Annotated in this window: 11 protein-coding genes and 1 tRNA gene; 5 read left to right on the top strand and 7 right to left on the bottom strand. The window is 56.7% G+C overall.

The window, feature by feature from the left end; genetic code table 11:
• The 3 genes from NF347_RS01190 to NF347_RS01180 are packed head-to-tail and all read left to right on the top strand — an operon-like array spanning nt 1 to nt 3,162.
• Nucleotides 1-1,179 carry a D-alanine--D-alanine ligase family protein gene (locus tag NF347_RS01190; RefSeq protein WP_107035150.1) on the top strand — a complete coding sequence of 393 codons (1,179 nt, stop codon included), beginning with the start codon at nt 1-3 and terminating at the stop codon, nt 1,177-1,179.
• A 19-nt stretch (nt 1,180-1,198) separates the two neighbouring features.
• The gene (locus NF347_RS01185) at nt 1,199-2,140 is read left to right on the top strand and encodes a DMT family transporter (protein WP_107035151.1); all 942 of its coding nucleotides are present in this window, start codon (nt 1,199-1,201) and stop codon (nt 2,138-2,140) included.
• Nucleotides 2,137-3,162, top strand: coding sequence for a glycosyltransferase family 2 protein (locus tag NF347_RS01180; protein WP_107035152.1), 1,026 nt, complete (start codon nt 2,137-2,139; stop codon nt 3,160-3,162). The genes NF347_RS01185 and NF347_RS01180 overlap by 4 nt, the downstream gene beginning before the upstream one ends.
• A gap of 374 nt (nt 3,163-3,536) precedes the next feature.
• Here the strand turns inward: NF347_RS01180 and NF347_RS01175 are convergent, their stop codons facing one another.
• The 7 genes from NF347_RS01175 to lpxD all read right to left on the bottom strand — a co-directional run bounded on the left by NF347_RS01175 (nt 3,537) and on the right by lpxD (nt 11,328).
• The gene (locus NF347_RS01175) at nt 3,537-5,195 is read right to left on the bottom strand and encodes an AMP-binding protein (RefSeq protein WP_107035153.1); all 1,659 of its coding nucleotides are present in this window, start codon (nt 5,193-5,195) and stop codon (nt 3,537-3,539) included.
• Nucleotides 5,196-5,409: 214 nt separating this feature from the next.
• On the bottom strand, nt 5,410-6,570 hold the full coding sequence (locus NF347_RS01170) for a sialidase family protein (protein ID WP_161553858.1): 1,161 nt from the start codon (nt 6,568-6,570) through the stop codon (nt 5,410-5,412).
• 136 nt (nt 6,571-6,706) lie between these two features.
• Nucleotides 6,707-7,711, bottom strand: a complete 1,005-nt coding sequence (locus tag NF347_RS01165) for a TolB-like 6-bladed beta-propeller domain-containing protein (RefSeq protein ID WP_107035155.1) — start codon at nt 7,709-7,711, stop codon at nt 6,707-6,709.
• 181 nt (nt 7,712-7,892) lie between these two features.
• Nucleotides 7,893-7,963, bottom strand: a tRNA-Gln gene (locus tag NF347_RS01160).
• A 140-nt stretch (nt 7,964-8,103) separates the two neighbouring features.
• On the bottom strand, nt 8,104-8,880 hold the full coding sequence (gene lpxA, locus NF347_RS01155) for an acyl-ACP--UDP-N-acetylglucosamine O-acyltransferase (protein ID WP_107035156.1): 777 nt from the start codon (nt 8,878-8,880) through the stop codon (nt 8,104-8,106).
• A 9-nt stretch (nt 8,881-8,889) separates the two neighbouring features.
• A complete protein-coding gene (locus NF347_RS01150) occupies nt 8,890-10,272 on the bottom strand; it encodes a bifunctional UDP-3-O-[3-hydroxymyristoyl] N-acetylglucosamine deacetylase/3-hydroxyacyl-ACP dehydratase (RefSeq protein WP_107035157.1) in 1,383 nt (460 codons plus the stop codon).
• Nucleotides 10,273-10,299: 27 nt separating this feature from the next.
• Nucleotides 10,300-11,328 (bottom strand): UDP-3-O-(3-hydroxymyristoyl)glucosamine N-acyltransferase, encoded by a 1,029-nt coding sequence (gene lpxD / locus NF347_RS01145; RefSeq protein WP_107035158.1) that lies wholly within the window; start codon nt 11,326-11,328, stop codon nt 10,300-10,302.
• A gap of 318 nt (nt 11,329-11,646) precedes the next feature.
• Between lpxD and NF347_RS01140 the strand changes: the two genes are divergently transcribed.
• Together NF347_RS01140 and NF347_RS01135 are read left to right on the top strand one after the other, a co-directional pair.
• Entirely contained in the window at nt 11,647-18,294 is a 6,648-nt protein-coding gene (locus NF347_RS01140; RefSeq protein WP_107035159.1) for a leucine-rich repeat protein, read from the top strand.
• 38 nt (nt 18,295-18,332) lie between these two features.
• Nucleotides 18,333-22,172 carry a fimbrillin family protein gene (locus NF347_RS01135; protein ID WP_107681419.1) on the top strand — a complete coding sequence of 1,280 codons (3,840 nt, stop codon included), beginning with the start codon at nt 18,333-18,335 and terminating at the stop codon, nt 22,170-22,172.
• The last annotated feature ends 121 nt before the right edge of the window (nt 22,173-22,293 follow it).

Below are 22,293 nucleotides of genomic sequence, written 5' to 3'. Positions count from 1 at the left end.
ATGAAGACCAACATAGGAGTGTTTTTCGGCGGAAGAAGCACCGAACACGAAATTTCAGTCATTTCGGCTTCCCAAGCCATGGCAGCCATAGACCGCGATGTCTACGATGTGACACCGGTCTACATCACCAAAGAGGGACGATGGTTTACAGGCGAGGCGCTCACCGAGGTATCGAACTACCGCGATCCAAAGAAACTCCTGCAGCAGTGCAGCGAGGTGTATATGCGCCCGGCATACGGCGATTCCAATCTTTATCTGGCGCGCCGTAAAATGTTCGGCACGGATGTAGCCGCCCACATCGACGTGGCTATTCCCGTGCTCCACGGAGCCAACGGTGAGGACGGCACCATACAGGGTCTTTTCGATCTTATCGGCCTGCCGTTTGCCGGATGTGACGTGCTTGCCTCGGCCAACGGCATGGACAAGATCACGATGAAGATGATACTTCAGGCCTGCGAGGTGCCGGTGGTGGACTACGTGTGGTTTACCGATAAGGAATGGTTCGACAACCGTCAGGAGGTCGTTGACCGGATCGAATCCAAGATCGGCTACCCGGTGATAGTCAAGCCCTCCAATCTCGGATCGAGTGTGGGCATAGGCCGCGCGGCCGACCGCGAGCGGCTCGTGCAGTGCGTGACCGACGCAACCTCCTACTCCTCGCGTATCATCGTGGAGCACATGGTGGACAATCTGAAAGAGATCAACTGCTCGGTGCTCGGCGACTGCGACGAATATCAGACTTCGGTGTGCGAAGAGCCGATCAAGAGCGGTGAGATACTATCCTATGAAGACAAATACATGGGCGGCTCAAAAGGCTCCAAGGGGATGCAGGCTTCGGCCAAACGGATTCCCGCCGATCTGCCTGAGGCCACAAGCGACCGGATCCGCTTCCTGGCCGGCGAAACGTTCAGAGTGCTGTCGTGTCACGGCGTGAGCCGCGTCGATGTGATCATGGACGAAGACAACGGCCAGATATATGTCAACGAGATCAACACTATCCCGGGATCACTCTCGTTCTACCTGTGGGAAGCGTCGGGCATACCTTTTGCCGAACTGATGGACCGTCTGGTGAAACTCGCTCTCAAACGCGACCGCCAGCGTCAGCGCAAGACCACCACCTACGACGCCAACATATTCGCCATGGGCGGGGGTGTAAAGGGCGCAAAAGGTGTAAAATGACCCTCACAGACCGATCTGAATGAATCCACGGCTGAAAGGCTACTGCCTCGGCATAACGGCCGCGGCCACATACGGCATGAATCCGCTATTCGCCCTGCCTCTTTACTCGGCAGGCATGACAGCGGATTCAGTGCTGTTTTTCCGCTATGCGATGGCCATACCGCTGCTGGCGTGCATGACAGCCATCCGCGGCCGCAGCTTCAGGGTGACACGCCGCCAGACGCTGACCCTGGCCGCACTCGGGCTGCTCATGGCCCTGTCGTCGCTGTCGCTGTTTCTCTCCTACAACTACATGGATGCGGGCATAGCGTCGACCATACTGTTTGTATATCCGGTGATGGTGGCGGTGATCATGGCGGCGTTCTACAGAGAGCGCCTCAGCCCGGTGATGATAGCCAGCATAACTCTTGCGCTCGGCGGCATAGGACTGCTCTACCGCACCGGCGACGGACAGTCGCTGAGCCTGGCAGGCACCGCCCTGGCTCTGGCGTCGGCTCTGACCTACGCTATCTATATCGTGGCCGTCAACAAATCGTCGCTGAAATATGTGGCCACACTGAGCGTGACGTTCTACCTGCTGCTGTTCGGCGTGACGCTATTCGGCGCGCGTCTGCTCATAGCCGGCGACATACAGCTGCCTCCGGCTGACCGCTGGTGGCTGTGGGGCTGCCTCGTGTGTCTGGCGGTGTTTCCGACCGCATTGTCGTTTGTGTGCACCACCGGCGCGATCCACTACATAGGCTCGACTCCGACGGCCATACTGGGCGCCCTCGAGCCGGTGACAGCGGTGGTGATCGGAGTGAGCGTTTTCGGTGAGCGGCTGACGCCACGCGAGATCATCGGCCTCGCCGCGATCATAGCGGCAGTGACAGCGGTCATTGCCGCCCCCCGGATGAGTCTGCGGCTTTCGTCGGTCAAGAGAATGTTTCCCCGCATACCACGCCGCCGGCATAAGCGATGACAGAGATCCCGACCCGACGACTACGGCCCGACGACCTGCCGCAGGAAGCTTCCGGCAATGGCAGGATACTCATAAGCGTCATTGTGCCCTATCACAACGCCGAACGCACCATACAGCGCACTCTCGAAAGCCTCTCGGCTCAGATCTTCGACGGGACGGTGGAGTATATTCTGGTCAACGACGGGAGCACCGACCGCTCCGAAGAGATAGTGGAGCTTTATCTGCGACTCGACACAGGTATGGCCGAACGCACCGTGCTGACGGCTCACCAGTTTCGCCGCGGGTCGGCATCGGCCTACCGCACGGGAGTGGAAAAGGCGCGGGGCGAGTATCTGATAAAGTGCGATGCCGACGACATGATGCATCCCGACGCCCTGTCGGTGCTGTGGGAGGCCTCAGCAGGCGCCGACATAGTGGCGGCGCCGTACTATGAGAGGTGTGCCACGGGAAAAAACCGGATCATAGGGTCTAAAATCGCTGAAGGACTTGACCGTATGGCGATCGATACAGCCGGATTCGCACTGTGGAACAAGCTTGTCAGACGCACGCTCGTGACCGAAAACGACCTGCTGCCCACCGAGGGGATCGACTTCTGGGAGGATCTGAGCGTCAGCTGCCGCGCGATAGCCCTTGCGCGGAGCATATCCACCACCGACACTCCTGTCTATTATTACTGCCACGATCAGCTTAATCCGTCGATGACCATGAACGGCCACACGGAAACGATAACACACGACCGCCTTGTATATGCGCTGCTGATGGAGAAATGGTTTGTGGACCAAGGACTGGCAGAGCTTCACCGCCGGTTTCTCGACTCGATGAAATTCGCCGCCAAGATCAAACTGCTGCAGCCTCCGCACCCCGAACCGTCGCGATGGAAAAACACCTTTCCAGAGGTAAACGGCAAGATATGGCGCGTCAACGGCATCAGTCTGCCGGCAAGGCTCTACTGCCAGATGGCGGCGATATTGCCCGCACGCCTGCTACGCAAGGCCGTGGAATGGATCTACGGCATTAAGTAACTCTTAGAGAGTGTTTGAATTTAACACGAAGAAATATATATGGACTTCTTTCTATCCTCTCAAAGGTCTTTTCGGGCGATTTCCGTCAAGTTTCATCGGTCACGATGCCCGCATCGCTCCCTCATCAACTCACGCAAATCTCTCCGAAAATCCTCTTTGAGTGAATAGAAGTGAAATTCAAACACTCTCTTAAAAATTAGTTGATATTATGAAACTCGCCAGTAACCCATGGTTTGCTGCGGTACTTTGTGATTTTGTCCGGCGTTTTTTGCTTTCATCCTCAGTTGTGTAACTCGCTATACGTCCTCGTCTTCAAGCGAAAAATCACTCGAACAAATCTCAAAAAACACTCGTAGCTAATTTTTGCGAGTTACTTATCTCTGATAGAGATAGCGCTTGATCGACCGCTTGGGAGTCTTCTCGAACTCCTCGTCCATGAGATCGAAACGCGATATCTGCGAATAGGCCGGAAGCTCCTTGTTGAGCTGGGCTATGTTGTCGGCCATGATCTGCTTAAGCTCGTCGGCTCCGGTATGGTGCTGTGTCAGCAGGTCGAGATCGGGATGTATGAGCGCCAGCAGACGTCCGCCGTCGTCGATCACCACCGATTCGCTGACAAAGAGCATATTGTTGAGTTTCTGCTCGATCTCTTCGGGATAGATATTCTGTCCCGACGGACCGAGTATCATGTTCTTGTCGCGCCCACGCAGATAGATGAAATTGTCGCTGTCGATACAGCCTATGTCGCCGGTGGTCATCCATCCGTCAGGACCGAAGGCCTGTTTGGTGGCCTCCTCGTTCTTGTAATATCCGAGCATGACATTGGCTCCCTTCACCCAGATGACACCCGGCACAGTCTCACCGTCGGGCGAGTCCACCCGTGCCTCCATGCGGTCGACCACGCGTCCGCATGATCCGGGCCGTGCCTCACGCCAGGGGGCATAGCTTATCAGCGGGCCGCACTCGGTCATGCCGTAGCCGACGGTGAACGGGAACTCTATGCGGCGCAGGAATTCCTCCACATCCTTGTTGAGAGCCGCTCCGCCTATGATAAGCTCCACCACATTGCCGCCGAAGGTATCAGTCAGACGATCCTTGATCTTCGAAAGCAGGCGGCTGTCGACAAACGGCACATGCATCAGCAGCTTCATCATCGGCTTCTCAAGCAGCGGGAACACCTTGGTCTTGATGATCTTCTCGATGATCAGCGGCACCGACACTATCATCTTGGGGCGGACGGCGGCAAACGCCTCCATGATGACGCGCGGCGAGGGGGTGCGCGTCAGGAAGTGGATATGACACCCCTTGACAAACGGATGGAGCAGGTCGATGGTCAGCCCGTACATGTGGGCAAGCGGGAGCATGCAGACAATTCCGTCGCCGGCCTCCAGAAAGTCGAGCCGGTCGATGGTGAACTCCACGTTGCTCCATAGCGAACGCTCCGGAAGCATCACACCCTTGGAGAATCCGGTGGATCCGGAGGTATAGTTGATCAGCGTCAGATCGTCGGGACGTGTCAGCGCCACGGTAAAGTCGCCGGCACCGAAGCGTTCGGGATATTTCTCGCCGAAAATGCGGTTGAGATTGGCACGCGCCTGCGTCAGCTCCCGCGAACGCGACATCAGCAGCGAATAATCGCCTATGGCTATCGCGCCGAGTATGCCTCCCATGCAATCGGAGTCGAGATTCTCCCATACCGCCGTGTCGACAAAGAAAAGTTTCGACTCGCTATGGGTGACAAGATGGTGGATATTGTCGGGTTTGAACTCGTTGAGAATCGGCACTACCACCGCTCCATAGGTGATGACCGACAGAAATGCGACAGCCCACTGCGAGCTGTTGCGTCCGCACAGCGCTATGCGGTCGCCAGGATTGACTCCGGCCTGCTCAAAGAGCAGATGAAGCTTGGCAATCTTGCGGGCAACGTCCTTGTACTGGTACGAAACCCCGTTGAAATCAGTCAGCGCAAGCTGTTCCCAGTTTTCGCGCACCGACTGCGATATATAGGCGTTGAGTGAGTCGTGATGTTGCATATCTATACGATAATTAGTAGTATATACGTTGTTTATGACATGATGTGGCTGCAAAGATAGTCGTTTTGCGCTTTTTGCTGAAATTATCGCCAGAATAATCGATGCATACAAACGATAAAAAAATGTAACAAGGATATAAGCGAACAATAATAGTCGCGGCGCCCTTGGGCACAAGCCCACGGACGCCGCAGAGCAATATCGGTCGGGTATGGGGTTACTGCTTTTTGGCGGGGGCCATAAGCACTTCGATGGGGAGCTTTGTGAACCAGATGTTGTAGCTGTAGTGGTTGTTGGCTGATTCCTCGGTCAGTATGCCGATGCTTCCGTCGGGGAGCACTGTCATCGACGAGTAGGCCGACGGAAGGTTGACTACGGTCTTCTTCACGGGCCACGTCTTGCCGCCGTCGGCGCTGACGTATATGGCCACATTGTTGCGTCCTTTGGGATCGCCGGGAAGCGACTGCAGCAGGAGCTGCTTGCCATTGTAGTCGTAGGTGATGATGTCGCCGTTGCAGCGCGGGTCGGGCAGCCCTTCGACGGGCACCGGCTCGCTCCAGGTCTCGCCGTTGTCGTGGGAGTAGGAGAATTTGCGGAGTATGCCGCGACGGTTGCGGATGCTCATTATTACCGTTCCGTCGGCAAGCTGAACGATCTTCGACTCGTCGCCGTCGGTGGTGGCGGGATTCTTGCTGACTTTCCATGTCTTGCCGAGGTCGTCGGTGTAGACGGCGTAGACCTTGAAGTCGGGGTTGCCGTCCTCACGCACTACAAGAGGGAATATCAGCCGTCCGTTGGCAAGCTGTGTGGCGCGGCCTGAGGATGCGAAGGCGCTGGTGCACTTGATGGGCTGCTTTCCGGCGGGATCGGTGGTGAGTATCTGCGGGTTGATGTCAGTCATCTTGCCCCAGGTCTTGCCGTTGTCTTTGCTGACGCAGAAGCTGATGTGTCCGGGTTCCTTCTGCCAGAGGCCGTTGCCGTGGGTGAATATGCAGAATATCTGTCCGGTCTTCTCGTCGACAACAAGAGCAGGATCGCCGCAGCCGCCTATCTCGTCGTGTGCGGCGACAACGACATAGGGACTCCATGTGCGGCCGCCGTCGGTGCTGCGACGGCTTACGACGTCGATTTTCGCGGGCAGGTCGCCATTGTGTTCTATACGTTTGTCGGCCACTGTCACTATCGACCCGTCTTTTGCGGTGACGATGGCCGGTATGCGGTAGAATTTCGAGTCGAAGTCGCCCGGGCAGTAGACGAGTGAACGCTCCACTCCGTCGGCCCACGTTTCGTTATGCACTTGCTGTGCGGACACATAGCTTCCGCCGGCTGCCGTTAGCACCAGCGCTGCAGCGCCCGTCATGATGGCTTTTCTAATCATTTTGTCAGTCAGTTTGGGGGTAAATTGGTTTAAGGATTCTGTAGAAGGGACGGGCACAGCCTGTGCGCGCCCGCCGTCAATGGTGCAAATATAGCATTTTTCAGCGTAATACGCAACAGTCGGCCGACACAGCCGGTCAGTCGGGGAAGGAAAAGCGGAATATGCGGTAGCCTTCGGTCTCGCTGTCGACAATGGCATACATATCGGAATCGTCGGGTGTGACCGTGAAGCCGCCGATCTTCATAGGCAGACGATATACACGGGTCAGGTTTCCGTCGAAGTCGTAGACGCGGATATCGGTGGAGAGGGGCTCGTCGCCGTCGTTCTTTTTCCAGAAGTATGCGGAATGGTCGGCATAATTCATGCCGGAATATATCACATAGACATGGCCGTCTGTCAGCACCGGATTACCTGCGAAATGCACCTTGCGCTCGGGTGCGATGTCAAATGTGCCATAACCGTCGCGTGTCACCCACTTGATGCCTCCCGGCTTTTCGCCGTAATTGACCTTGACGGCGACTGTATCGCCGTCGAGCGAACCGAAGCATATCATGTCGTTGCTGCCGAACAGAGCCGCGAAATGCCGTCCGTCGGGACTTACTCCGCCGTTGGGCCGAAGAAAGTTGAACACTCCCCACTGCGGCATGTCGCCGAAACCGGAGATGTCGGGATATTGCGCGGCATAACGCTCGAGCGATCCGTCGGGACGGAGTATGGCTAAAAGGCCGTCGGAGGTGGCATTGCCGAGCACTACGTGGCCATCGGCCATGCGCAGTGCGAACGATGCCGGAGCCACGGTGTCGGAGCCGCATGCGGCGGCGTCGAATACGATCTTCCTGTCGATCTCAAGTCCGCTGCCGTCAATGCCACGAAGCATATCCACTGCATCTGCTGCACCGGTGCGGATCTGCACAGCCGACGCTGTGGCATCATAGCAGAGTCCTTCGACCATCTGGCGCTCTCCGGGTCCCTGCCCCACCCGCAGGCCGGATGTGACGGAATCTCCTGTGAGCGAATATACATCTATAAGAGTCGAAGCCTGAGGGCTGTTGGCCACGACGAGGCGCTGTCCGTCGGTAGTCAGCGCATAAGGCATCCGCAGCACATCGTAAGGCACAGCGACCTCACTTTCGGTCAGCAACAATGTATCGGCCTAAACATCGCCGGACGAAGCCGATCCCGAACAGCTGCCGACCGCCGCGACAAGAGCCAGCGACATCAGCGCCCACGCTCCTCTCTTTACTTTTTCCATTGAGTATATCTGATTTAAGTTATAATACAAAAGTCGGTTGAAAACAATCAGCCGACTTTTTGAAAGATTGTTGCCTTGGAGAGATTCGAACTCCCACAGGCGGAACCAGAATCCGACGTGCTGCCATTACACCACAAGGCAATCTTTATGTCCTCACGAGATTGAAGCCCTAACGGCCGCTCTCGTTTTACGGATGCAAAGTTAGGGATTATTTGTGAAGCGTGCAAATTTTTGAGCAACTTTTTTACAACAAAATTCACACATCCCTATATTGCAGCCGATTACACGTAGCCCTTAATAATACCTCGCTTGGAATTGCGCACGAAAAGAATGATTTCGTCGCGCTCGGGGGTGGCGGGCAGTTCGGCCTCGATGCGCTCTACGGCGTCGGAATTGTTGAGTCCCGACAGATAGAGGTAGCGGTATATCTCCTGTATCTCACGGATGGTGTCGGAGGAGAATCCGCGCCGGCGGAGTCCGATGGAGTTGACGCCGGCAAACGATATAGGCTCACGCGCGGCCTTCACATAAGGGGGTATGTCCTTGTTGACGAGGGCGCCTCCCTGAAGCATCACGTGCGGTCCGATATGGCAGAACTGATGGACGAGCGCTCCGCCACCGATGACGGCATAATTGTCGACCTGCACCTCGCCTGCAAGCTGTGTGGCATTACTCATCACCACGTTGTCGCCCACGATGCAGTCGTGAGCTACGTGGCAGTAGGCCATGATCAGGCAGTTGCTGCCCACGACGGTGCGTCCGCGGGCGGCTGTGCCACGGTTGATTGTCACACACTCGCGCAGAGTGGTGTTGTCGCCGATGATGGCCACGGTGTCCTCGCCGCGGAACTTGAGATCCTGCGGCACGGCCGACACGACTGCGCCTGGGAATATGCGGCAGTTCTTGCCGATGCGTGCTCCCGACATGATGGTGACATTGCTGCCGATGCGGGTACCCTCGCCGATCTCCACGTTTTCCTCGATGGTGACAAACGGATCTATCACCACGCTGGGATCGATCTTGGCGGCCGGATGTATATATGCAAGAGGTTGTTTCATAGATTCTGATTATTTGTTTTTTATGATCTGGGCCATGAACTCACATTCGCTGACCACCTTCTCGCCCACGAAGGCATAGCCTTTCATGACGGCGCAGCCGCGACGCAGCTCGGTCATGAACGAAATGTGGAAAATTAGAGTGTCACCGGGCACCACCTTCTGACGGAATTTCACATTGTCGATCTTCATGAAGTAGGTGGAGTAGCGTTCGGGATCGTCGACCGAGTCGAGCACAAGAAGTCCACCGGTCTGGGCCATGGCCTCGATCTGGAGCACGCCCGGCATGACAGGTTCCTGTGGGAAGTGGCCGGGGAAGAAAGGCTCGTTGGCCGTCACATTCTTCACGCCCACGATATAGTTGGTGCCCTTTTCGATGATCTTGTCGACGAGCTGCATCGGATAGCGGTGGGGAAGGAGTTCGCGTATACGGTTGTTGTCCATCACCGGCTCGCGGTTGGGGTCATATACGGGCGCCTGTATGTCCTGACGCTTTATCTCCTTGCGTATCTTTTTGGCAAAAGTGGTGTTGATCGAATGACCCGGGCGTGTGGCGATCACCTTGCCTTTGAGCGGGCGTCCGATGAGAGCTATGTCGCCTATGACATCCATGAGCTTGTGACGCGCCGGCTCGTTGTCGCTTGTCAGAGGCTTGTCCTGAATAAAACCGAACTGACTGACGTTCTTGTGGGGCACATTCATAAGATCGGCCAGACGGTCGAGTTCAGACTGCTCCATCGGCGAGTCGTAGATCACCACAGCGTTGTCGAGGTCGCCGCCCTTGATAAGGTTGTTCTTGACCAGCGGCTCGATCTCGCGGACAAACACAAACGTGCGGCTGTCGGCGATCGCTGTCGGAAAATCCTCAAGATGCTCCAGCGAAGCGAACTGGTTGGGGAGCACCGGAGAGTCGAAGCTCACCATCACGTCGATCGAGAACTCGTCGTCGGGAAGCACGATGATTGTGGCGCCGGTGGCCTCGTCGTGCACCTCGATCTTCTGTTTTACGATATAATAGTCTTTTTCAGGCTCCTGCTCCTGCAGTCCCACCTCGTTGATATGGTCGACGAAGATACGGGCGCTGCCGTCGAGTATGGGCATTTCCGGGCCGTCGATGCGCACCAGGCAGTTGTCGACACCCATGGCGTAGAGGGCGGCCATGGCGTGCTCGATAGTGCTGACCGTGACGTCGTTGCGCTTGAGCACAGTACCACGGTTGGTTGAGGTCACGTATTCAGCGAGAGCGTCGATCGTAGGCTCCCCTTCGAGATCTGTACGCTGGAACTTATAGCCCGTATTGGGCTCGGCGGGCAAAAACTCGGCATTGATGAGCTTGCCGGTATGCAGTCCCTTGCCGCTGACGGCGAAGGGAGCTTTGATGGTGACTTGCTTCATATCGCTTGAAATGTGTGTATGATTGTCTTATTTATTATCCTTGATAAGCCGTTCTATCTCGTCGACGCGCTTGTAGAGCGTCGGAAGCTTTCGTATGGCGAGAGCCTGACGTCCGTAGCTGACAACGTCGGTGGCCGGATAGCCGAAGAGTCTTGATCCGGCTGCGACATCCTTGTTGATGCCGCTCTGGGCTCCTATATGCACCTCGTCGCCGATATGTATGTGACCGGCAAGCCCCACCTGACCTCCGACCATGCAACGCTCTCCGAGCTTGGTCGAACCGGCCACGCCGCCCTGCGCGGCCATTACCGTGTCGGCACCCACCTCGCAGTTGTGGGCTATCTGTATGAGATTGTCGAGCTTGACTCCGCGGCAGATGCGGGTCGATCCCATCATGGCGCGGTCAATGGTGGTGTTGGCACCGATCTCCACATCGTCGGCAATATCCACATTGCCGGTCTGCGGTATCTTTTCGTAGCCATGGTCGGTGGGGGCGAATCCGAAGCCGTCGGCTCCTATCACCGCTCCCGAATGGATGATGCAGCGCTTGCCGATGCGACATCCGCGGTAGATTTTAGCTCCGGCATATATGATCGTGCCGTCGCCAACGCTCACTCCGTCGCCGACATAGGCCTGCGGATAGATCTGTGCGCCGCTCCCTATCTTCGCTCCGGCGCCGATATAAGCGAACGCGCCGATGTAGACATCGTCGGGCACCTCAACTCCCTCGGCTATGAAGCATGGCTGCTCCACCCCGCGGCGGGGAGGATTCATCAGCTGATCCACCATCGCGAGCAGGCGCGCAACCGTGGCGTATGGATCGTCGACCCTTATCAGAGTGGCCTTGACGGGCTTTTCGGCGACGAAATCGCGGCTCACGAGCACGGCCGACGAAAGAGTCTCGTATATATAAGGTGTATATTTGGGATTGGCCAGGAACGAGATGGCGCCCTGACGGCCCTCCTCTATCTTGGCGAATGTATTGATTTTTACAGATTCATCACCCTCCACGACTCCTTCCGCGAGAGCAGCTATCTGACCGGCTGTAAATTCCATGTCAACTATATGGTATGGTGTTTTTTCTATTTTCGCTGCAAAATTGCGAAAAATTTTTCATATAATCGTCATAAACCGTCCATAACATCATCCACAACTATCGGAGAGAGCCCATTCGGCATGTGCCGCACCACGCATCGGCATTTAGCCTGTGAGCAAATCATAATGCCGGAAATCAGGTGCCGCAAAATCGAAAATCACCGCCGACGGCTATCACCATTGTTAAACATTACTAACAAAAGTGATTTTTTCGCTTGACGTTTGATAATAAGATATAATTTTGCAGAATAATAAACCATCAGGGATTTTGTATATACAGTGATAGATTTCAAAAACACCATCGTAACGGTATGCTGTGCGCTGACGGCCACTATGGCCTCGGCTCAGGCCGAACCATTGCCCGTCCCGGCAAAGGACGTCACCACCGTGACTTTGACACAACACTATCCTTTGAGTGCCAAAATGGGGGCGTTTCAGTCCGACGCAATGAACATAACCTGGAGTTTCATCCTCAATCCGACAGACCGCACAGCCACGCTTACCCATCCGGTGGCCGATCCGGAAGCCACCGACGACAGCTATCGCCTCAACGGCCGATACCACTTCGAGAAATACAGCGGCGATGCCAACGGAGGCCCATACACGTCGTACACCCGCAACTTCTACGCCCTATGGACGCCGATGATCGACCGCGACTACCATCACCTTGATCCCGACTCACCCCTACGCAACGACTCGTGGATGATGTCGGCCATACGTGTGCCATCAACATTCGAGCACGAAGGGCAGACCTATACCGTCACCGCCATCGGCGACAGCGCCTTTGCTGGCAGCAACATAGTGACTGTGCATGTACCCTCGACAGTCACCTCCATCGGCGACTACGCTTTTGCCGACTGTGTGGATTTCGCCGGTCTTCCAGACGCAGCCTCGGCCTACGAGGTGGTGCCAGGCTCGGTGACATCGCTCGGACGCGGAGTGTTCAAAGGGTGCACTACAATGGATCGCATGAGCATAGGTGACGGCGTCAGGGTGCTGCCTGAAGAAACGTTCGACGGTTGCACCAACATGAAGCGTCTGACCCTTGGCCGAAACGTCGAACGCATATCGTGCCTAATACCGCCCAGACTATACCGCATAGCGTTCAAAGGAGCCAGAAAGCCCGAAATGCTCAAGGACGGGTTTGAATCGTGGACCAAAGTATGGGTCGACGAGCGCTACGCCGCAGCCTTTCCAGCCTCATGGAATGCAAACACCTACAGCATCGTACCGGAGCGTGAGAGCCTGATCTTCTACAAAGGCCATTTCCATCCGGTCAACTTCACCATGACCTCGGCCAACGAATGGACCAATACACAGGTTCACCACATGTTCGGCTATCCGGGCATAAACTACGGAGGCGGTATTGAGCCGTACCGTGAGGTGACACTTGTATTCGCCCACAACCAGTTTGCCGGCGACAAACAGAGCAACGACCTGATCGCCCCGCCCTACCGTGTGGATTTCTCCGATGACGCGGCCTATCTGTTTGCCGAAGGGCTCGAATACAACCGCGACACCCGCAAAGGCACCTTCAAGATAGCCATGCGCACACTTGGCGACCAGAGCGTGACCGTCACCGGCGTCGACGCCACCGAGGCCTCCTACACCTGGCCGGTAAAGGTGATCGAGGGCGTCCCCGTGACAAAAATCACCATAGACGGACCACTCACCGTGGAGATCGGCGGCACAACTATGAAATACACCGCCTCGTGTATATATGAGGGCAGTGCCGATTCGCAGCAGCCGCTCGTACCGAGTCGCACCGACGTGTTGTGGAGCTGCGATACCCCCGACATGCTCACCATAGACGCCGACGGCACCGTACACCCGCTCAAAGCGGGCTTCGCGACGATACGCGCTACGAGCGCCGATCCGGCCTGTTACAGCGTGGCGGCCATCCTCACTGTCAGAGTCGACGACGGCAACGCCGTGAAGTATACCGTCAAACAGACCGTTCCGACAGCACCATACACCGTAAGCATGAACGGCAACAACATCGACGCCAAAAGCATCAAAAAACGCACTGTCAGCACCGATTTCTACTACTTCTTCAACTCCGACGGCACGGCCGAGATAACATATCCGGGCGCCAACCGCCACGATACGTTTGACAACAACGAACAGATACCTGCCACCCCCTATGAATTCGATTTTCCGGGTCATGAACCGGTAAGGACAGTCAAGGCCGACGGGACGCTCGGCGACTTCTGCTTCTACACGTCCACCATAACCAACTTCCTGCTGCGCCATTCAAGCACCACGACCAATTATCTTGAAGCATTCCGCAGCTCGCTCTATATCGAAACCATGCCATACACTGCCGTGGAGAACCCTGACGGAATTCAGCAAGCCACACTTTACAGGGCAAACCGAATCGGCAACCACGCCTTTGCAGGCAGCAACATACGCTACATCAGCTTCTACGACGACTTTGAAGCGCAGCTCAAGCGACCTCAGATCGAAGAGATCGGCGACTATGCCTTCCTCAACTGCAAGGAATTCCGAGGCATATTCCCCGGCTCACACGACCGTGTTGTACCAAAGACCGTCAAAAAGATCGGTCGCGGCGTGTTCAAAGGGTGCGAAAAAATGAGCAGCATGATCATAGGCGACAGCGTGGAGGTGATACCCGAAGAAACTTTCGACGGATGCACTTCGCTGACCCGGCTCACTCTCGGCAAATCGGTCAAGGAGGTGAACTGCGCGATCAAGTGCGACACTATCATCATACGCTCGGCAAAGGTGCCGGCATTCAACCGAGGTGTAACGGCCAACACCCTCACCACCGCACCGGTGGTGTATTACATCGAGGGCAACGAAGCCCCGGAGGCCGGCGCAGGCAAAACCTTCTCCGAAGCCCATGCGCTGCACTTCAACGTGTCGCCAGAGGAGATGTATTTATTCACCAACACTACCGGACGGGCTGATGTCGACATCAAGAGCATAAGCGATCCCGACCGACAGTGGGGCACCGGCATCGCCGGTCATTACCCCTATCCGAAGGTCAATGGCATAACGTTCAACCGATATGCCGACAAGGACAAAGCGCCCGGCTGGACTCCGGTGATTACAGACGAATGGCCCTCCGACGCCCGCGCCATAGGCCCCAACATAGCCGGCGGCAACTTCGACACATACACAAGCATAAAATTCCTCAACCCCAGTCCGAACAACGGCGCCAAGCCATTCAGCATACTGCTTCGCGCCAACGACGGCTCCGAGCAGGAGATCACACTGCCGGTGCACGTGAAGGATGGCAAAAAGGTGACCGGAATATCTCTTATATCCAATAAGGGCAATTTCGTCAAACCTGGAGACCAATGCATACTCACGGTCATCAGACAGCCGGGCAACATCAACGATCAAGACCACACCTCATACAGAGACAAGTATCAGTTCACTTCGAGCGACGAGAGCGTAGCCACAGTAGCCCCTGTCGGAGTTGTCACAGCTCACAAAGTGGGCAACGTCACCATTACCTGCCGCCTCAACGACCCCTATTCGGGCTATCCCGAAGCCACATTCGAGCTGTCGGTCAGAAAAGAGGGAACGGCTATTCCGTCGCGCACATGGAAGTATCACTTTCCCGTAAAAGACGGCGACATAGTCATGGGCAACATCACACGCACCGCGGTCGACTTCAGTTTCCTGCCCATCGAGGCTCCTGAAGGCGAAATACCCGGAGCCATGATCACATTCCCCGGAGCCACACAGGAGCGGATCGCCGAGCTGATCGGAAACGATGGGGCGACACTCCCGCTTCCGGATGAAAAACCATACAATACCCCATATACCTTTGCATATCCCGGCTACACCAACCGGCAGCTGGTAGCGCCGCATCTGGCCACTACGGTCACCCGCAAGGTGAGCGAATGGATAGAAACCCTGAAAAATCCATCAGGACAATATTATAAGTCGACCTACCGCTTCCAGCTCGACATCCCGGCCACAATCGAGGTCGGTGACTCGAAATATGCAGTGAGAGCCATCAGCGCCGGAGCCTTCGCCAACAGCAATATAGCCCACATCGACATACCAGAAGGGGTGGAGGAGATCGGCGACTATGCCTTTGCCGAGGCAAAAGACTTCGTGGGCATCGAAACCAACGCACACAACACCATCATCCCCAACACGGTCAAGAAGATAGGCAAAGGCCTATTCCGTGGCTGCACCGCCATGACGAGCATGATCATCGGCGACGGCGTGGAGGTGATACCCGAAGCGACATTCGACGGCTGCAACAACCTCAAGTCTGTCGGCATCGGCAAAAATGTAAAACAGATCAACTGTGATATAAAACTTATTTCAACCGACAGCAAAGATTACACCATACTGGCATTCCAGTCAAAAGAGCCACCCACACTGAAAGAGGGGTGTAGTATCGAAGCAACTAACGTGAAAGTGCCGGAAGGCTCGGAGGAGGCCTATAAGAAAGCCTTCCCCCATCTGGCAACAAGGATGAAGTCATTCAAACTGTCGTTCACTGAAAAAGACAAGAAACTGACTGCTTACGCCGGGCAGCGGATACCGCTGAAATACTCCATACAGGAGCTCCCGACCGACGCCGTCACCTTCGACTTCATCTACCCGGCCGAGCCGGGGAGCCCCACATCTCCTCCCTTCAACGGCACCGTAAGCGGCTCATCGGTGGGAGTAGGCGGCGAGACCGGACGACGTTTCACCATCGAGTACTCCGACCTTGACGAAGTGCTGGCCGGCAATATCATAGCCCATTCCAACATTAGTATCGACGTCAAGTACAAGAACGTCGGCGAGCATCAGGTGATACTGACCTGGCTCGATGTCACCCGCGCGAGCGACACGATCACGGTCAGCACCGTAGAGGGTGTGCCCGTGGAGCGCATCATCATCAGCGCTCCCCCGTCGATACGCCCAGGAGCCACAGCCACAGCCACGGCGCGTCTGCTTGGCTACAACGGCATGACGCCGACCAACCCGAAGATCCACTGGCAGTCACTGAACCCCGATGTGCTGGAGATAGATCGTGAAACCGGCGAATTCAAAGGCCTCAAGACCGGCAAGGCCACAATAGTCTGCCACAGTGACGACCCGCTCAGCGGCGTCGACGAGGAAGCGACCATAGAAGTGTGCGAACTGATACAGACGGTAAAACTGATGGTAGTGGACGATGAGGGCAAAGAACTCTTCGAGATCAAACCCCTCGGCGCACCCGGCACCACGTCGGACGACGACTGCGGCATATACGAGTGGACCGGCAACAAGGTACGCCTCAAGCGCGTGCTCTATCCCGAAGGAGTTCTGGAACCGGCCCTGTCGGAACAGACATGGAGCAGTACGTGCGAGGCCGAGAACCCGACATTCGCCACAAATTTCACCACGACCGGCGACGACGCCCAGCCCGCCTACGATCCGGAAAACATGGTGATCGACTGCCTTCACGGATATGCCCCCGGCGACAGAGAGGACTATGAATACGAACTGCTCGTGCTTAACATCAAAGGCATCAGGATGCTGGACGGCAACGACTTCACAGCCCGCTATCCGATCCGCGTCAAGACCGAGATGAAGGATATCGACATCGAGGTGCCACAGCCGCCGGCTCCCGACCTTCCCGGAGCTGATGAAGAGCACACCCTTGTGGTGGACGACGAGCACACCGACCGCATAGAGCTGAACGTGCGCATCGACAAGGACGCCACCGACCGCTACGTCAAGTGGGAGGTGGAGGATGAGGAGCTTGTCAGCCTCGCCGCCCTCGACGATGACGGCAACGAGGTCGACCCCAATCCGCAGCCCGAGCCTGATCCGGAACCGGATCCCGATCCGGAATTACCCGATCTCCCCGGCATAGCATCAACCTACAGTGTCAAGGCAAGCACAGCCCGCATGACGGCATCAACCGCTGCCACATCGGCAGTTGACTCCGACGACAAGATCGACTGCCGCGCCGTGATCCGCATCAAGCAGAAACAGGGCAAGACCGTAGTGAGAGCCTACGACCCCGAGGGACGCGGCGCCGAATACCGCCTGACAGTCGACGTGCGCCGTCTGGCAAAGGCCATGGAGATCAACACCCTCTCGATCGTTGGAGCGGTAGGCTTCGTGGGCGGACGGATGAACGTCAACGCCACCATAGCCCCCGACGACGCCACGATCAACCTCAATGAACTCGTGGCTGCAAAACGCCTGACAATGACCTCGTCGGACGAATCGGTGGCCACTATCAACGAACTCGGCCAGGTGTGCTTCGTAGGAGCAGGTCGAGCCATGATCACCGTAAGCGTGGCCGACGGCTCCAACGTCAGCAAGACATTCAGCGTCAGAGTGACGCCGGTACGCACCATACAGCTCAGCGTCACACCCCGCCAGCATTCGGGTCAGCCCGGCTCAACGGTGGCTCTCGCCCCAGTGTTCAAGCCACAGAACGCCACCGACAAGAGAGTGGCATGGGCTTCTGACAACGAATCGGTGGCCACAGTAGACGCCTACGGCAACGTGACCCTCGCCAAGCTCGGCAATGCCATCATCACATGCACCGCCATCGACGGCTCCAACGCACGTGGCACCGCAAGCATCCACGTGGTGGAGAACGCCGGCGAGGAGCAGCCCGACGATCCAGACGATCCAGACGACCCTGACAATCCTGACAATCCCGACAATCCCGACAATCCGGAGGAGTGGGGCGATCCGGAATTCCCCGATCTGCCGAGCGGCATCGACGGCGTGGGCGATGACAGCGACGGCGACAATGTGGAGGTAACCACCGACGGCACCGACATCATCGTCAGCGGCCTCGCGGCCGGACGCCAGGTGAGAGTCTACACCATCGAAGGACGCCTGCTGACGAGCGTACGCTCCACCGGCGCGACGGTAAAAATAAAGGCCGATCCCACCCGGATATATCTGGTGCTGACCCCGCAGCCCCACAAAGTGAAGATCTAAAAGTATATTTTAAGACATATCGCATTTCTACAACATCAATGAGAATACGACATATCTGCAACACAGCACTGGCTCTGACTCTGACCGCCGGCATAGCCCTGACATCATGCAGCGACGAAGAGATCTATCGGCCCGCACCCGGTGAGGAGCCTACGGATCAGCTGCGCTTCAACCTCCCGGAGGTCAACGAATGGTCGACAAGCCGCGCCAAACCCGACTGGCTCGAGCCCGACTGGCGCGAACATCTCACTCCAGGCACGTCAGCCTATTGGGACGCATTCGAGTGGGACAATCCCACATTGGAAAAGAACTGGGACATCATAAAGCTCAACCGCGTAGACAACCGCCTGTTCAAGCGCGACTTCGTGACCGTCGGCGCTGCCCCCGACGTATCTACTCCGAGCGACAGCACCTCACGACCCTACTACGACATCGACGGCGACGGCAAAGGTGACCCGGGATCATACCACAAAGTGGAGAACGACCATATCATCACCATTGACGAAACGCGCACGGCGGTAATGCCGCTGCTGTCGTCGGACGACTCGCAGACCGTGGGCCGCGTGACCATGAAGGCCGAGCCGATGACCGAGAAGCTGATGAAACGCTACGAGAAGATAGCAGCGAAATACTCGGCCGCCGGGAAAGGCTCGCGCGGATACTCGGTCGACGACCGCAACGTCACCGAGCGCTACAAGGACATAAGCGTCACAGCCTACTGTTACACCACCTGCGCCCAGAACTACGAGGAGTTGGTGGACATGGAGTGCTTCGACGAACACCGCGACCACAACCATAAGGTGGAGCTGATGTATGACTCCAAGGTGAGCTATAACAAAACCATCACCGACGCCACCGGCACAGGCTTCTGGACCACTGACACCACCTTCTACTGGACCCAGATGGTAGGCGTGGCCAACCGAGTGAGATTCTTCGCCTACGCACCCTACGACATAGCCGTGCGCACCCCCGACGCCGACCGGCAGAAATATCCAATGATACTCGATCCCGACCAGAAACGGGGCAACATGGACACACCCGAACTCGACTACCTCGTGCCAAGCGATCCGAAAGAGCAGCAGGATCTGAGCGCCACGGCCGTCACCTGTCCCGGCGACTACACCCGCACGGTGCCGCTGAAGTTCAACCACCTGCTGACCGGCGTGCGCATACTGATCGACGACTACTACATGGGCACGTGCATCACCAGCATCAAAATCAAGGGAGTGCGCGACCACGGACGGTATACCTGGACAAAGAAACCCGACAATCTGGCCACATCGAGCGATGACAACGATGTGCTGAAAGGCACATGGGATGTGGACACGGAGAAGGAGTATGTGGAATACGAATTCACCCACGAAAACGGCGGTCTGCTTGACAAGCCGCTCCCCAACGAACTCGACGGCGACCAGTGCCGCTGGGAGATAATCGACTTCGAATATCTCATGCTTGTGATGCCTCAGGTGCTTACCCGCGACGCCATCATGGAGGTGACCTTTCAGGAGGAGGGACAGGAGCCTGAGACCCATTTCGCGCATATCGACTGCAGAGGCACATCCGACAATTTTGACCCCGACAAGGATCCCGACGAATGGCACCAGGGAGAAATGATCACCTACATCATTAGCACCTGGGAAATAGAGTATGTGCTCAAGCTCGTCAAGGCCGGAGGAGTCTACCCCTATCCGGGCGGCTATGACAACAAAACTGTGGTAAGCTACGCCATATATTACGAGCGCGGCACCACCAACATACAGAAGATCATCCCCTGTCCGTGGGAGCCGGAATTCTACGACGCGCAGACAGGTCAAGTCATCGAGCACCCCTACTGGGTCAACGTGACCTACGACCGTCCCGAACCGGACCCGAACAAACCGGGCGACGACCTTCACGGCGAATATCCGAGAGAATACCGCTACAAGGACGGCACCACAGATCCCTTCGGAACACCGTTGGATTTCATTGAGGACAAGGTGTGTCACGGACATGTCGACGTGATGCGCTACGGCGCCCAGCTGTGGGGAGGCCGATCGGAGATGATGGTGGAGCCACTGGCTGAAGCCACGCTTGAGAATCCGGTGAACCTCGCCGTGTACAACTCCATGAAACATGCCGGAACAGCCGAAAATTCAGCCAACTGCTATATCATCAACCAGCCGGGCTACTACAAATTCCCGATGGTCTACGGCAACGGCCTGAAAAACGGCACACCGAACACCACCGCATGGACCGAGCAGAACGGCACCACGGGCTATCCGCAGTTTGTAGGCTCCAACGGGCAGATACTCTCCTCGGAGAAACTTCCGACGATAGCCGACGCCGCGATCGTGACGTCGAACGCCCAATATGCCGTGCAATTAGTGAAGATCGACCAGGACTACCTGACCATCTACGTCGACCCGACCTATATAGACCAGGGCAACTCCATAGTGTGTGTGCGCGACGGCAACGGCACCATCCTCTGGAGCTGGCACATCTGGACCACCGACTACGATCCGTATGCCGACAAAGGCACCGTCAGCGTGAAAGTGCCTACCGGAAACGGCTGGAACAAGGACGAACGCTTCGACATGATGCGCTTCAACCTCGGCTGGCATCGTCCGGACCAAGGCGACGCCGGCGACGGAAAGACGCCGCGCCGCGTGATGTGGCGTCCAGTACAGTCACACCGCCACGAGGGACACACCATCACCCGCACCACCCCCAACTACTACTACATAGAGCAGGATCCCTACGAAGCCACCAAGACCGGCGCCGCCCCCTTCTACAACTGGGGACGCAAGGATCCGCTGATGAAAATGGTGCATACCCCCTTCGACAAAGCTCTGCTGCTCGACAACACCTACTACGGAGCCACCTACAGCCTGCGCCGCACATTCGACAACGAAAAGCTGACGAGCCGGCTCGACGGATCGAAAGAGTATCGTCTCAAGGACGGATATTATTTCTACACACAGATGAAACTGGAGTGGGCCATTCAGCTGCCGTGGGCCATACCGTTTGCCTACAACGCAGACAATCCCGGCGCGACTCACTCACAGACGCGCGGCATGACATGGTGGATCGGCCCCGGCACAACAATCACAAACAATCCCGTGCAGATCGTCAACACCACCGGAGTGGACGGAAGCACAGGCCTGCCTGTGTTAGGCACGACGGGCACACCCGGCAACGCCCTGCTTGAAACCGCCATGTCGGGAGGCCAGATGGTGTTCCACAAAGAGCTGTGGTGCATAGGCCAGAACAGCGACACCTATCTCGACAAGCGCGGAGAGAACGGCGCCGCAGGCGGAGCGGTCCACAACGTGGTGAAGACCATCTACGACCCGTGCCCGCCGCTCTTCACCGTGCCACCGGCCCGAGCCATGGAGTATCTCAACATCACCAATTCACTTAGCTACAACAGCATCGACGACAGCTACGGCTATGTGTCGACCCAATACATGCAGCTCAAGAGCCATCTATGCTACGGCTACACATTCTATAAAGACTATGACTCGAAGATACGCGGCCTGACCGACGACGACCACACGGTGTCGCTCCCCGCCATGCCCTTCCTGTCGCCACTGGCCGGAGAGAGCACCTGGGACAAATCGTCGAACGTCTACTGTATACCCTACTTGAGCACGTTCATGAACCGCTCATGCACGCTGTGGGAGGCCGACATATCAGTGCCCGAATCCACCCTTAAACACAAAGGATGGCTAAGCTCGTACTACAACATCACGGGCATGTTCATAAAAGGCGCATCTGCCGGAGGCATCAACGGCATGGGTCCCACCGAGACCAAGTCGACACATCTGGGACACAGATCGACCGGCAACGATTACAACAATTCCGGCCGCCAGATACGCCCGGTGCGTGAAGTAGACTAAACTGCCTGCGACATAATCATCTCATGAGGCACAGCGCCGGCGGCGCTGTGCCTCATGGTTTGTTTAGAGCGCGCTCTACCCGGTGGCTGATATACGGCGGCGTGACAGCGACATGTAGCAA

Origin of the sequence: Paramuribaculum intestinale, assembly GCF_030759015.1 — a bacterium.
GTDB lineage: Bacteria > Bacteroidota > Bacteroidia > Bacteroidales > Muribaculaceae > Paramuribaculum > Paramuribaculum intestinale.
Note: the sequence above shows the minus strand (reverse complement) of the source record. Positions and strands in the feature narration are given on the sequence as shown.